General features: G+C 67.6%; 11 protein-coding genes and 1 pseudogene. 4 read left to right on the top strand and 8 right to left on the bottom strand.

Going from position 1 to position 13,336, the window contains the following annotated elements:
* From D579_RS0113885 to D579_RS0113860, 6 genes are all read right to left on the bottom strand, one after another.
* A partial coding sequence (locus D579_RS0113885) for a GDP-mannose 4,6-dehydratase (RefSeq protein WP_018952370.1) occupies window positions 1–439 on the bottom strand: 439 nt, incomplete at its 3' end.
* 4 nt (window positions 440–443) lie between these two features.
* Window positions 444–701 (bottom strand): cell division topological specificity factor MinE, encoded by a 258-nt coding sequence (gene minE / locus D579_RS0113880; protein WP_018937842.1) that lies wholly within the window; start codon window positions 699–701, stop codon window positions 444–446.
* Between the two features lie 2 nt (window positions 702–703).
* A complete protein-coding gene (gene minD / locus D579_RS0113875) occupies window positions 704–1,513 on the bottom strand; it encodes a septum site-determining protein MinD (protein WP_018937843.1) in 810 nt (269 codons plus the stop codon).
* Between the two features lie 91 nt (window positions 1,514–1,604).
* Window positions 1,605–2,327 carry a septum site-determining protein MinC gene (minC, locus tag D579_RS0113870; RefSeq protein ID WP_018952369.1) on the bottom strand — a complete coding sequence of 241 codons (723 nt, stop codon included), beginning with the start codon at window positions 2,325–2,327 and terminating at the stop codon, window positions 1,605–1,607.
* Between the two features lie 186 nt (window positions 2,328–2,513).
* Entirely contained in the window at window positions 2,514–3,287 is a 774-nt protein-coding gene (locus tag D579_RS0113865; RefSeq protein WP_018952368.1) for a DUF1295 domain-containing protein, read from the bottom strand.
* A 3-nt stretch (window positions 3,288–3,290) separates the two neighbouring features.
* Window positions 3,291–4,328 (bottom strand): cyclopropane-fatty-acyl-phospholipid synthase family protein, encoded by a 1,038-nt coding sequence (locus D579_RS0113860; RefSeq protein WP_018937846.1) that lies wholly within the window; start codon window positions 4,326–4,328, stop codon window positions 3,291–3,293.
* Between the two features lie 145 nt (window positions 4,329–4,473).
* Here D579_RS0113860 and D579_RS0113855 point away from each other — a divergent pair, with 145 nt between their 5' ends.
* Window positions 4,474–6,609 (top strand): DUF1631 family protein, encoded by a 2,136-nt coding sequence (locus D579_RS0113855; protein WP_018952367.1) that lies wholly within the window; start codon window positions 4,474–4,476, stop codon window positions 6,607–6,609.
* Between the two features lie 85 nt (window positions 6,610–6,694).
* Window positions 6,695–7,228 carry a lipocalin family protein gene (locus D579_RS0113850; protein ID WP_026289545.1) on the top strand — a complete coding sequence of 178 codons (534 nt, stop codon included), beginning with the start codon at window positions 6,695–6,697 and terminating at the stop codon, window positions 7,226–7,228.
* A gap of 307 nt (window positions 7,229–7,535) precedes the next feature.
* On the opposite strand, the gene D579_RS0113845 is transcribed toward D579_RS0113850, so the two are convergent.
* Window positions 7,536–11,216 (bottom strand): hydantoinase B/oxoprolinase family protein, encoded by a 3,681-nt coding sequence (locus tag D579_RS0113845; protein WP_018952365.1) that lies wholly within the window; start codon window positions 11,214–11,216, stop codon window positions 7,536–7,538.
* Window positions 11,217–11,298: 82 nt separating this feature from the next.
* On the opposite strand from D579_RS0113845, the gene D579_RS0113840 reads away from it, so the two are divergent.
* A complete protein-coding gene (locus tag D579_RS0113840; RefSeq protein ID WP_018952364.1) occupies window positions 11,299–12,378 on the top strand; it encodes a metal-dependent hydrolase in 1,080 nt (359 codons plus the stop codon).
* 59 nt (window positions 12,379–12,437) lie between these two features.
* Complete coding sequence (locus D579_RS0113835; protein WP_051074783.1) at window positions 12,438–12,701, top strand: hypothetical protein; 264 nt, start codon at window positions 12,438–12,440, stop codon at window positions 12,699–12,701.
* A 265-nt stretch (window positions 12,702–12,966) separates the two neighbouring features.
* On the opposite strand, the pseudogene D579_RS15485 reads toward D579_RS0113835, so the two are convergent.
* Window positions 12,967–13,172 (bottom strand): annotated as a pseudogene (locus tag D579_RS15485) (hypothetical protein).
* Window positions 13,173–13,336: the final 164 nt, after the last annotated feature.

Here is a 13,336-nt window from a genome sequence, read left to right as displayed (position 1 = left end):
GATCGACGTTGTCGTGCACCGAGAACGGCATGGTGGTGTTGGCGCCGTAGACCGAGCTCGAGCTGGCATAGACCAGGTGCTCGACGCCGTTATGGCGGCAGCCCTCCAGGATGTTGCCGAAACCGACCAGGTTGGTGTCGACATAGGCCGCCGGGTTCTCCAGCGAATAGCGCACGCCGGCCTGGGCCGCCAGGTTCACCACCCGCTCCGGGCGGTGTTCGCGGAACACCCGCTCCATCGCGGCGCGATCGGCGATGTCCTCGCGCACCTCGGTGAAGTTCGGGTGGTCCTGGGTGCGCGCCAGGCGCGCCTCCTTCAGCGAGACGTCGTAGTAGTCGTTCAGATTGTCGACGCCGACCACCTGGTCGCCACGCTCCAGCAGGCGCAGGCTCAGAGCGCTGCCGATGAAACCGGCCGAGCCGGTCACAAGAACTTTCATCGCGTTAGTCCTGGTCGTCCGGCAGGGTAATGTTCAGCTCGAGGACCTCGCAGTCCCCTTCGCGGTCCACGTTCATCTGCACGGCCTCGTCGTCCACCTGAACGTATTTGCGGATCACCTGCAGCAGCTCCTGCTGCATGGCCGGGAGGTAGTCGGGCCCGGAGCGCGCCGCACGCTCGCGCGCCACGATGATCTGCAGACGCTCCTTGGCAACGCTGGCGCTCTTCTGCCGCGGCTGACGGAAGTAATCGAAAATCCCCATGATCAACCCTTGAACAGGCGCCCGAAGAAGCCCTTCTTCGGCACATCGACAAAGCGCAGCGGGCGTTCCTCGCCCAGGAACCGGTCCACCGCGTCCTGGTAGGCCTGCCCGGCGTCGGATTCCTCGTCCAGCACCACCGGCTGTCCGGCGTTCGAGGCATTCAGCACCGCCTGGGATTCCGGGATCACGCCCAGGAGTTCGATCGCCAGGATCTCGCCGACGTCCTCGATGCTCAGCATCTCGCCGCGTTCGGCGCGCTCGGCGGAGTAACGCGTCAGCAGCAGCTTGCCCTCGATCGGCTCACCGCCTTGCTCCACCTTGCGCGTCTTGCTCGCCAGGATGCCGAGGATGCGGTCGGAGTCGCGCACCGAGGAAACCTCGGGGTTGGTCACCACGATCGCCTCGTCGGCAAAGTAGGCGGCCATTAGTGCGCCGCGCTCGATCCCGGCCGGGCTGTCGCAGACGATAAAGTCAAAGTCATCGGACAACTCGTTCAGCACGCGCTCCACGCCATCCTGGCTCAGGGCGTCCTTGTCGCGGGTCTGCGAGGCGGGAAGGATGTAGAGGTTGTCCACACGCTTGTCGCGGATCAGAGCCTGCTTCAGGTTCGCATCGCCGTTGATCACGTTGACGAAGTCGTACACCACGCGCCGCTCGCAGCCCATGATCAGGTCGAGGTTGCGCAGACCGACGTCGAAATCGATCACGACGGTCTTGTGACCGCGCTGGGCCAGGCCAGTGGCAATCGCGGCCGAGGTGGTGGTCTTGCCCACCCCGCCCTTGCCGGAGGTAATCACTACGATACGTGCCATGTTGGCGGTAGCTCCTTGTCGTCTTGCACGCGCCCGGCCTTCCCGGGGCGTGCGGACGGGTTCCTGTCATTCGTGACCGGCAGGTGGCCGGTCAGATCTCCGCGATCTTGAGGCTTTCGTCGTCCAGTGTCACCAGCCGATTCTCGCCGCGTTCTGCTTCCGTGATGTCTTCGGCGATCCGGTAGTGTCCGGCAATGGACAACAGCTCGGCGTCCAGGCGCCGACAAAAGATACGCGCGGTCACCAGACCGCGCACCCCGGCCAGCGCACGCCCACGTAACGGACCCAGCACATGGATATGCCCGTCCGCCAGCAGTTCGGCGCCCGGCGAGACTGCGCCGGTCACGATCAGGTCGCCCCCACGGGCGTAGATCTGCTGCCCAGAACGCACCGGTTGATCGACGATGCGAGTCGCGCTGTGGACCGCCGCGACGGCGGCCGGCGGGCGTGCCTGCTCGGGCTCGACGGCCTTGTCCTGCACCGGGGGCTCGTCTTCCAGTGGCACCTCGCCGGAGGGTGCGCCGCCACGCCCGCCCAGTTGCAGCACCGGCAGGACGTCGAACAGTTCAGCATAGCTCTGCAGGCGCTCGGCGGCGGCACCTGCCTGCAGGCCGATCAGCTTAAAGCCCTCGGCGCGCACGCGCTCGATGGTTGCCTGCAGGTCCGACTCCGGGCTCTCGGCCACTGCCTCCAGATCGAGCACGATGGGCATGTCGCGCATCAGATCCGGAGCCTGGTCGCGCCGCGCGGCCAGCACCTCGCCCAGAACCTGCGGATCGGTCTGGTACACGCGCAGCACCGAGACCAGCATCATGCGGCCTTTCAATTCAATGGCCTGGACAGAACTCGGGGACGCGCTCATCGGATCGGCTGGCTCGCTGGCGGTGACGTGCACAAAACAGGGGCGGCGTCCGGCATCTGGAGCGCCGGACAGGACGTGCGCTTTATAGCGCGGACAGGGAAAGCGCAGCAAGGGTGCGGGATCACTCCCGCCGCCGCATCAGCTGCGCGGCGGGCCCGGGATCAGCGTGTTGGTGCGGCGCACGTAGTCGGCATAACCGGGGCGGGATTCATGCAGACGACTTTCCAGCAACGTGACGCCGGACACACGCAGGATCAGCAGGATCATCAGCACCGCCGAGGGCACGGCCCACCAGCCGCCCGCAGCCAGGGCCAGCAGGCCGAACCCGACCCAGACCACTATCTCGCCGAAATAGTTGGGATGACGGCTGTAGCGCCACAGGCCGCGATCCATCACCTGCCCGCGATTGCCCGGATCGGCGCGAAAACGTGCCATCTGCGCATCCGCCAGCGTCTCGAAAAAAAGCCCCACCGCCCAGAACAGCAACCCGGCGACGGCCAGCGGCCACCACACCGCCTCGGCCCGCACCACGGCCAGCATGGGCAGGCCGATCACCGCCACTAGTGCGCCCTGCAGCCAGAAGATCGTGACCAGACTGCGCGCGGCGAAGGCACCTTCGCTTCGGCCCGCGCGCATGTCCGTGTAGCGTCCGTCCTCGCCGTGGCCCCAGTTGCGCCAGGTGATGAAGAGCGACAGGCGCAGCCCCCACAACAGCACCGGGATCACGATCCACAGCCCCAGCACGGGCCACCCGGCCAGCCCCCACCACACCAGCGTGACCAGGACGAAACCCAGACCCCAGTAGCGGTCCACCAGGCTCGCGTCGCGTCGCAACACGCTCGCCGCCCAGACCCCCGTCATCAGGGCCAGCGCTGCGCCGAACCCGACCAGGAACATCACCCAACCGGCCATCCGCTAGGCCTCGGGCCGGCGAAACAGGATATGCGACACGAACCACTCGTTCCCGCCGCGATAATCGAACAACTCGGCGCAGGCCATGTAGAACATGCGCCAGCGCTGGAACCACAGCGCGGCATCCTGCGCGCCGTAGGTCTGTTCGAACAATGGCATCAGCTCGTCCCGCGCGGCGTCCTGGCGCGCCAGCCAGGCGTTCAGGGTGCGCGCGTAGTGGTGGCCGTTCACTCGCCACTGGCGCACCACGCGCAGATCCTCCTGAAAATGCCGCGCCAGATCATCCGATGGCATCAACCCGTCGCGGAAGAAGTACTGCCCCATCCAGTCGTGTTCGCCCTCGCTCTCGAAGAAGTAGGCGAACTCGCGATGGGCGAAGACATGCATGAACAACTGCCCGCCCGGACGCAGCCAGGTCGCCACGCGCCGCAGCAGCTCGGGCCAGTTGCGCATGTGTTCGAACATCTCCACCGAGACCACCCGGTCGAACCCGGTCTGGTCCGGGGCAAAGGTGTTCATATCCGCGGTGACGATCGTGAGGTTCTCCAGGCCGCGCGCGTCCCGGCGGGCCTCGATCGAGGCTCTCTGAGTCGCCGAGTTGGACACCGACACGATGCGCGACTTCGGGTATTGCTCCGCCATCCAGAGCGACAGCGAACCCCAGCCGCAGCCCAGCTCCAGGACCTGCTGCCCGTTCTCGAGGCCTGCCCGTTCGCAGGTCAGCTGCAGCATGGCCGCCTCCGCCCCGCGCAGGTCATCCACGCCCTCCGGCCACCAGGCACAGGAGTATTTCAGCCACGGCCCGAGACAACGCTCGAAATACTCGGTCGGAACCTCGTAGTGCTGCTCGTTCGCCACCTCGGTGGACAACGCCACGGGCGCGGCGCGCATCGCCTCGATCAACGCATAGCGCCGCTCCATCGCCTCCTCGGCCGGGGCCCCGCTCTCGCGCAACCGCTCCGCCAGCAGCCGCCGAATGCCGGCCCGCACGAGCGTATCCGGCAACCGTCCCTGTTCCGCCCACTCGATCATTCGCTGCATGCCGTGCGTCCCCGCGTTGAGATGTTTCGTTGACCCGGCGAGAGGCATGCGGTTCCTCGGTGGCCGAGCACGTCCAAAACCGGATCGCTGACACACAGGCCCGCAGGGGTGCTAGATTGTGCCCTTTACCAGCTGCATACCGCTCATGGCGCAACGTCACCGGATTCCGGCCCGAACCCTGCATCGCGTCTGGGCGCCCTTCTCCAAGGGCGTTCAGGAGCGTCTCGAAACCTTCCTGGGCGAGCTCGACGACCGCCTGATGGATGCCTCCGAGCGCGCGATCGATTCCCAGCGCGCGGCCCAGAATCTTGCCCTTTCGCGCCAGATTCGCATGGCGAGTGGCGCCATCCTCCAGCGTTTTCGTGACCGACTTCACAATGCGATCCTACCCGAAGAGCCGGAACACGCGCTCCCTGCCACGGGCGAACACGAGCTGAGCCTGATGGACGCCGCCGATACTGAACGCGAGGTGGCCCTGCGCAAGCTGGTCACGGGCGCGCGTTCCGTAATGTCGGCCGAAATCGATGCCCTGGAAACGGTCACCCGGGACTACCACCTAGTCCCCACACCCGAGGACGCCCCCTGGCACCCGCATGCCCTGGGCGAGGCCTTCCTGGAGGCACTGGAGGCCGTGCCCCTGCCACCGGAAGACTGTCTGGTGCTGCTGCACTGGTTCGATCGCGACGTGATGCGCGAACTGCAGCCGGAGATGCAGGCGCTGATGCAGGCCTTCCGTGACGCCGGCTTCGCGGTGCCCGAGGCACACGCCAGGGCACGCACCCGGCCCGGCGCTACTGCTCCGGCCTCTTCTTCCGCGCCTCAGGCTCCAGCCGGGGGCAGCGGGCCACCCCCTTCCGGCCCTTCCGGCGCAACGGGCAATTGGGCGCAATTCGGTTATCAGGTGCCCGTCTCGGGACAGGTCGTCGCCAACACCGGCGGGGCACCCGGGACGGGTGCCGGCTACGGCTCGGCGGCAGAGGCGGTAACAACCGTCCTTAACAGCGCTCCGCCCAGCACGCTGGAACCCTTCGTGATGGACCTGCTGCAGGGCCTGTTCGACATGATCCTGAAGCGCGACGACCTCAACCCCGCGTTGCGCGAACCCCTGTCCGATCTGCAGCTCCCGCTGGTGCGCATCGCCATGCGCGAGACGCATTTTTTCCGTGACCGAACACACCCGGCCCGGCAGATGACCGGCCTGCTGCTGAACATCGCACTGCGCATTGATCCCGACCTGCCGTTCGAAGAGGCCCGGGACCTGCCGCTCAGCCGCCTGGTCTTCGAGAACGTCGAACGCGTGCGCAACGCAGGCCTTGGCGACAGTGAGGCCTTCAACGAGGCACTGACACGCCTGCAGGACGATCTCGCCGAGATCGAGGAGAAGATCGCCCATCAGGCGGCCGATGAACAGGCCGAGGCACAGCAGGAAGAGCGCACCCTGGAGATCACCTACAACGTGGAGTCCACGGTGGAGCGCACCGTGATCTCCATGGGCCAGGACATCCCCGACGAGGCCCGCGAGCAACTGATGGATGCCTGGGTTCCGTTAATGACCGCGCAGAAGACTGCCGAGGCACGGAGCGGTGACGCGGACGACACAACCGCAGCGGCCACCCCCGGGAGCGAAGCCACCAACGACAACGACGGCATGGCCCTGCTTCACGAACTGCTGGCTCTGATGCAGGCGGAACCGGATTTTCAGGCCTCGGCGCCATTGCTGGCGCGCATCCGCGCGTTTCTCGATCGAGCCCCTTTGTCGAAAGAAGAACGTGCCCGCATCAAACAGGACCTGGTCAGCGCTCACCTGGTCGCCGCCGGAAAACGGCGCTCGGCACCGGCCGAACCCCCCTCGCCCGTGACAGGCCCCTCCACGACGTCGACGGACAAGGCCGGTTCCGCGGAAGAGCGCATGCAAAAGGCCCGGAAGCGGGCCGGCAGCCGGTCGAGTTCGATGTTCGATACCTCACCCCGGCATGCCGACGACGATCCGTCCCTGATGCGCGACCATGACGACGAGCATGTCGAGCATGCCGACAACCTGATCTCCGGCACCTGGATCCAGTTCACCTCCCCCGCCGGCACCCGGGTCACGCGCATGAAGCTGGTCTGGCGCGGCACCCACGCCGGGCGGCTGCTGTTCACCGATGCCGCCGGGCGCGCCAAGCGCCAGCACAGCATTCAGGGTCTCGCCCACGAATTCCGCAGCGGGCGCGCGCAGATCATTCCGGAAGAATCGCTGTTCGATCACCTGATGGACCAGCGCCTCGGCCAGACCGCCTGAGTGCCGGCCGCCCCAACCGGTGGATCCACGCGGACCTTTCCCGCACCGCGGCGGTCCATCTTCCGGGACCATACGGAAGACACCAATGACGCGCTCAATGACGGCCCTGTTCGCGGGCCTGGTACTGGGGATTCTGATGACCGGATGCAGCAGCCCGCAGAAGATGCCGACCGTGGACCACGTCGACCTCGATCGCTACATGGGCGACTGGTACGTGATCGCGAATATCCCCACCTTCCTCGAGCGCGATGCCTACAACGCGCTGGAGCAGTACGCGCTGAACGACGACGGCACCATCGCCACCACCTTCTCGTTCAACAAGGGCGGCTTTGACGGGCCGCGCCGCGAGTACAACCCCACGGGCTTCGTGCAGAGCGAGGACAACGCCGAATGGGGCATGCGGTTCCTGTGGCCATTCAAGGCCGAGTTCCTGATCGTCTATCTCGACGAGGCCTACAGCCAGACGGTGATCGGCCGCAGCAAGCGCGACTACGTCTGGATCATGGCGCGCGAGCCGGAGATGCCCGAGGACGACTACCAGGCCATCCTCGCCTACCTGGACGAGCTCGGCTACGACACCGACGAGATCCAGCGCGTACCCCAGCGCTGGGACGACTGACGTCGCCTTGGGAAACACTGATCAATGCACACGCTCGCGCTCGAGTCGCTTTTGCGTGCGAACAAGGCGCGGTGACTGCCGTGCAGTCATTCTGCACAAAGGCACCGCAACGCCGTGCGCGCGCCCGTTTTTGATCAACAACGGGCGGCCGAGCCCCTCAGGGGTTGGCACCCCAGGTTCCCCGATCCGGCGTTGCGCCGCTTGCGGGTAGAACCACTACCCGCTGCACGACGCGTCTTGTCTCGGAAAACCTGGGGTGCCAACGCCAGCGCGTACATTGATCAGTGTTTCCCTTGCTGCGGCGGGCCTAATCCCTGACGCGCCCGTAGCCGCCGCCGCCCGAAGTCCGGATCTCTACCGCATCCCCCGGCGCCACCGACTGGCGATCACAGCCTCCCATCGGCTCGCGCGTGCCATCCGCGCGCAGGATGGCATCCTCGCCCAGCGCCCCCGGCTCGCCATCCGCCAGCCCGAATGGAGGAACGCGGCGGCGATTGGCCAGTAGCACTACCTCCATCGCCGCATCAAAACCCAACCGCCGGATCACGCCGTCACCCCCCCGGCGCTGCCCCCGGCCGCCGGAGCCCCGGCGATAGCCGAACTGCTCCACCCGAACCGGGAAACGACTCTCCAGCACCTCCGGGTCGGTCAGGCGCGAGTTGGTCATGTGCGTCTGCACGGCGCTGGCCCCGTCATAGCCGGGCCCGGCCCCGGCGCCACCGGCAATGGTCTCGTAGTACTGCCGCTCGGCATCGCCGAAGGTCAGGTTGTTCATCGTGCCCTGGGCCGCGGCCTGCACCCCGAGGGCGCCGAACAGCGCGTCGGTCACCACCTGCGAGGTCTCGACGTTGCCCGCCACCACGGCAGCGGGTGGGGACGGGTTCAGCAGGCACCCCTCCGGGATCGCCAGGTCCACCGGCACCAGGCAGCCATCGTTCAGGGGAATCTCGTCCTCCAGCAGCGTGCGCAGCACGTACAGCACCGCCGCACGGACGATGGAGCCCGGGGCGTTGAAGTTGTCCGAGCGGGCCGGCGAGGTCCCCGCGAAATCGATCCGCAGGCGGCGCGCTGCCGGATCGGGTGTCACGGCCACCCGGATCTCGGCCCCGTTGTCCAGCGCATAGGTGAACGTGCCACCCTCCAGGCCCGCGATCAGCCGCTGCACTGCCTCGGTGGCATTGTCCTGCACATGCTGCATGTAGGCCGTCACCGTGGCCGCCCCGTACTCGTCCAGCAGCCGCCCCAGTTCCTCCAGCCCCTTGCGATTGGCCGCCACCTGGGCCTCCAGGTCGGCCAGATTCTGCTCCGGGTTGCGTGCCGGCCACTCGCCCGAACCCAGTAGCGCCCGCATCGCCGGAGACCCGAAGCGCCCATCGCGTACAAGAAGGTTCGGCGGGATCAGCACGCCCTCTTCTTCCAGCCGACGGGAGAAGGCCGGCATAGAACCCGGCGTGATGCCGCCGACATCGGCATGGTGGCCGCGCGAGGCCACGAAAAACGCCGGTTGCGCGATCCCGGCCTGCGGATCCTCCGTCACTGCATCCCCGGGGCCCACGAAGACCGGTGTGACCACCGTGATGTCCGGCAGGTGGGTGCCGCCGTTGTAGGGATCGTTCAGCACCCAGGCGTCTCCGGGACGCAGATCTCCATCCGCCGCCGCGACCACCGCGCGCACGCTGGCACCCATCGAGCCCAGATGCACTGGCATGTGCGGGGCATTGGCGACCAGGTTCCCGCTGGCATCGAACAGCGCACAGGAGAAATCCAGGCGTTCCTTGATGTTCACCGAATGGGCGGTATTGCGCAGGGTGAACCCCATCTGGTCGGCGATTGCCATGAAGCGATTGTTGAAGACTTCCAGCAGGATGGGGTCGCGCGGGATCGCGTCCACATCGGTGGTCTCGGCTGTCTCGGCTGCCCCCCGCCGACCGGCGCCCGCCTCGCGCTCCAGGCACAGCGTGCCCTCGTGCTCGATGCGACCCCGCCAGCCCGGCTCCAGCACCAGCGTCGCGGTGTCCTCGATCACCAGTGCCGGCCCTGCCAGCGTCATCCCGGGGCTCAGGGCCTCGCGCCGGTACAGGGGTACGTCGCGCATCTCGCCCGCCACGACCATCGCGACCGTATCCGCCTCCGCTGCGGGACGCTCGACCATCGTTTCCGGTACCCGATCCGGCGGCAACTCGGTACCGGTCGCGATGGCCTCGGCCGCTGCGACCGCTACCACCAGCTCGCGATCCGGCGGGGCGAAGCCGTAACGCCCGCGATAAGCCGCAGCGAAGGCCTCCATCAGAGAAGGGGTGGATCCGGCCGAGACCTCCAGCGCCGTATCCGAGCCGGCTAGCCGCAGATGCAGCCGTCGCTCGATGCGCATGTCCCCGGATTCCACCCCCTGTTCCGCCAGGGCCGCGGCCGCCACCGTGGCCTGATCGTCCAGTGCGGCCTCGATCGCTGCGACATGCTCCTCGTCCAGGGGCCACTCCAGGCTGCGCTCGCGCAGGGCCCGCAGTTCCCCCAGCCCCATCCCGTAGGCGGACAGTACGCCTCCCAGCGGATGGAACAGGATGTGGCGCATGCCCAATTGCTCCGCGACCCGGCAGGCATGCTGCCCACCCGCCCCGCCAAAGCAGACCAGGGCATAGCGCGACACGTCATGGCCCCGCTGCACCGAGATGGTCTTGATCGCCTGGGCCATGTGCTCCACCGCGATCTGCAACAACCCCTCGGCCAGCCCCTCCGGCGTCACCCGTTCAGCCGTCATCGACATGACCTGAACCGCCAGCTCATCGAACTGCTGCCGGACCGGCTCCGGGTCCAGAGGACGGTCGCGCTCGGGGCCGAACACGGCCGGGAAATACTCCGGTCGCAAGCGCCCCAGCAGCACATTGCAATCGGTCACCGTCAACGGCCCACCCTGGCCGTAACAGGCCGGGCCGGGCTGGGCCCCGGCGGACTCCGGCCCGACCCGCAAGCGGATACCGTCGAAGCGGCAGACCGACCCACCGCCAGCGGCCACGGTATGGATATCCAGCATCGGCACCCGCAGACGCGCACCCGCCACCTCGCTCTCCTGGCGGCGTTCCAGCTCCCCGGCCAGGTGGGCGACATCGGTGGAGGTCCCGCCCATGTCGAAGGTGATCAGGCGCTCGAACCCCAGGGGCGCGGCAGTCTTCAGCGCGCCGACGATGCCGCCGGCCGGCCCGGACAGGATCGCGTCGCGGCCGCGAAAGTGTGCCGCGTCCACCAGCCCGCCATGCGACTGCATGAAACGCAGCGGCACATCCCCCAGTTCGCCGGCCACCTGATCGACATAGCGGCGCAGCACGGGCGACAGGTAGGCATCCACCACCGTGGTCTCGCCACGCGGCACCAACTTGATCAGCGGGCTGGTCGCGTGGCTGGTCGCCACCTCGGCAAAGCCCATCTCCCGCGCGAGCGCCGCGATGGCCTGCTCATGCGCCGGATAGCGATAGCCGTGGATGCAGACGATCGCCACCGAACGAATGCCGTCATCCAGCGCCGCCTGCAGGCGCGGGCGCAGCTCGTCAAGATCCACCGGCTGGAGGACCGCCCCGGCCGCATTCACGCGTTCGCGCACCGCGGCCACTTGCGCATAGATCGGCTGTGGCAGGCGGATGATGCGCGCAAACAGGTCGGGCCGCGCCTGGTGCCCGATCGCCAGTGCGTCCTCCAACCCCGCGGTAATCACCAGCAGGGTCGGCTCGCCCTTGCGCTCCAGTAGCGCGTTGGTCGCCACCGTGGTGCCCATGCGCACCTCGTGGATCACCCCGGCGGGGATCGCCGCGCCGGCGGCCAGACCGAGGAGGTCGCGGACGCCCTGCACCGCGGCGTCGGCATACGCCTGCGGGTTGTCCGACAGCAGCTTCCGGGTGTGCAACCGTCCTTCCGGGTCGCGTGCGACCAGGTCGGTGAAGGTGCCGCCGCGATCCACCCAGAACTGCCATTGGTTGTCGGTTCCGGCTTGAGTCATGTTTGCCGCTCTGGTTTGATCACGTGAACTCGGGCGCCGCGCGCCAGTCGCAAGCGCGTCACCTAAAAGGAAATGCTCCCGCATGGATCCCGTCACCCAAGCCAGCCTGGGCGCCGTTGTCGGCGGCCTGACCCTCGGATCACGCCTGGGCCGCAAGGCCATCCTGCTGGGCGCCGCCGTGGCCATCGTCCCGGACCTGGACGTGCTTATAGCCTACGGGGACGACGTCTCCGATTTCATCTATCACCGCGGCTTCAGCCACTCCCTGCTGGTCCATCTGCTGGTCGCGACGGGCGTAGCGGGCCTGCTCGCACGCATTCCGGCCACCCGCGATATCGGCTTCGGACGCTGGTGGTGGTTCCTGTTCCTGGTGCTGTCCACGCATGTGCTGCTGGACGCGCTCACCACCTACGGCACCCAGCTCCTGTGGCCCTTCGCCGGGCCGGTGGGGACCGCCTCGATCTTCGTCATCGACCCGCTCTACACCCTGCCCCTGCTGGTCGCCGCGATCGGCGCGCTGTTCTACCGCTTCGCACCGCGGCTACTGGTGGCCGGGCTGGTCCTGTCCACCGCCTATGCCGGGTCCGGACTGGCGCTGAAGGTCTGGATCGACCACCGCATCCAGCCCACCCTCATCGCGATGGACCTGCAGGACCAGCCCCGCATGGTGCAGCCTACCCCGTTCAACCTCCTGCTGTGGCGCATCACCGTTGTGGATGATGACCAATTCCTGGAGGCATGGGTGGGCATCTTCGACCAGCCGATCCGGCCGGACTTCGAGGCCTTCGAGCGCGGCGCGCACCTGCAGGAGGAGGCCCTGGCCCTGGAGGACGGCCAGCGTCTGCAATGGTTCGCCGGCGACTTCCTGCGCTTCCACCGCGCCGAGCACACCGACGCCCCCGACCGGCTGGTCGTCACCGACCTGCGCCTCGGCGCACCTGGCTTCTTCCCCTTCGGCTTCGAGATCGCCGAGGAACGCGACGGCGACTGGCAACCCATCACCAGCCGCCAGGTCCGCGAGACGGGCCCGCGTGAAGACGCGATCCGTGCCATCGCCACGCGCATCATTGATCCGGAGGGTGCGCCCTGCCTCATGGACCTGGCCGAACCCGATTACGCCATCACCCGGCCGCCGCCGCGCTGCCGCCTGCAGATGCCGTGATCGGATCCGACGAGCCTGAACCGGGACCCGCGGCCGCCTGCGAACTGTGTGGCCGCGAGATGGACGCGCTGACCCGCCACCACCTGATCCCGCGCAAGCAGCACCGGCGCAAGCGCATCCGCCGGCGATTCAGCCGCGCCGAACGCGCGGCCCGCATCCTGTGGGTCTGCCGCCCCTGCCATGACCACATCCACAAACACTTCGACGAACAAGCCCTGGCGGAACGCCTGAACACGCGCGAGGCGCTCCTCGCCGAACCGGTCGTCCACGATTTCGTCACCTGGATCGCCCGCCACCCACCCGGCTTCAAGCCCCGCGGCTAGCCCCCGGGGGACACAGGACGGCCACTTCCCAAGCCCCGACCTCTTTTGCCTGCGCCGGCGGTGTCGGCGGCTGGTCCTGGTTCGTCCTCCGGTGTTTACGTGCCTCCGTCCGGCCGCCTGCCGTGCGCTGACTCGCCAGCGCACCCCGAGGCACTTTCTTGCTTGCCCAAGAAAGTGCCCAAAGAAGGGCACCCGGATTCCGCCCGGGAACCTTGCTCCAGGGCCCTCGGACCGGCGGCGCTGAACTCGCTGCGCTGCGCTTCGCTCAAACATCCAGCGCCTTCTCCCGGCCCGAAAACCCTTCCGCAAGGGGCTCCATACGGGAGGCGAAGGTCAAAACAGACGGTGTTCCGTCCGCCGGACATAACAATAGGCAATGCCATCCGAAGGCCCCGACGCCCGCTTTGCGGGCGCGGCACGCAACGGCCAAAGGCCGAGCGTGCCGAAGATGCTCGAAGACCTAGCCATCATCCATTACCAATATCGTCGGAACGGCCGTTGTCTTGACCTTCCTCCCCGTTGTCGTCGCGCCGAGTGGAGAGGCTTTTCGCGGGATTCAAGGCGCTGGATGTCTGAGCGGAGCCGAAGGCGCAGCGAGTTCAGCGCCGCCCGCGAAAAGCCTCGGAGCGAGGGAA

Source organism: Thioalkalivibrio sp. AKL12 (genome assembly GCF_000377925.1).
Taxonomy (GTDB): Bacteria; Pseudomonadota; Gammaproteobacteria; order Ectothiorhodospirales; family Ectothiorhodospiraceae; genus Thioalkalivibrio; species Thioalkalivibrio versutus.
Note: the sequence above shows the minus strand (reverse complement) of the source record. Positions and strands in the feature narration are given on the sequence as shown.

Bases quoted from the DNA above. Each gene is read 5' to 3' on its own strand.
- D579_RS0113835 (WP_051074783.1), top strand. From the start codon at position 12,438: ATGGACGCGCTGACCCGCCACCACCTGATCCCGCGCAAGCAGCACCGG.
- D579_RS0113845 (WP_018952365.1), bottom strand. From the start codon at position 11,216: ATGACTCAAGCCGGAACCGACAACCAATGGCAGTTCTGGGTGGATCGC.
- D579_RS0113850 (WP_026289545.1), top strand. From the start codon at position 6,695: ATGACGCGCTCAATGACGGCCCTGTTCGCGGGCCTGGTACTGGGGATT.
- minD (WP_018937843.1), bottom strand. From the start codon at position 1,513: ATGGCACGTATCGTAGTGATTACCTCCGGCAAGGGCGGGGTGGGCAAG.
- minC (WP_018952369.1), bottom strand. From the start codon at position 2,327: ATGATGCTGGTCTCGGTGCTGCGCGTGTACCAGACCGATCCGCAGGTT.
- D579_RS0113840 (WP_018952364.1), top strand. From the start codon at position 11,299: ATGGATCCCGTCACCCAAGCCAGCCTGGGCGCCGTTGTCGGCGGCCTG.
- minE (WP_018937842.1), bottom strand. From the start codon at position 701: ATGGGGATTTTCGATTACTTCCGTCAGCCGCGGCAGAAGAGCGCCAGC.
- D579_RS0113860 (WP_018937846.1), bottom strand. From the start codon at position 4,328: ATGCAGCGAATGATCGAGTGGGCGGAACAGGGACGGTTGCCGGATACG.
- D579_RS0113855 (WP_018952367.1), top strand. From the start codon at position 4,474: ATGGCGCAACGTCACCGGATTCCGGCCCGAACCCTGCATCGCGTCTGG.
- D579_RS0113865 (WP_018952368.1), bottom strand. From the start codon at position 3,287: ATGGCCGGTTGGGTGATGTTCCTGGTCGGGTTCGGCGCAGCGCTGGCC.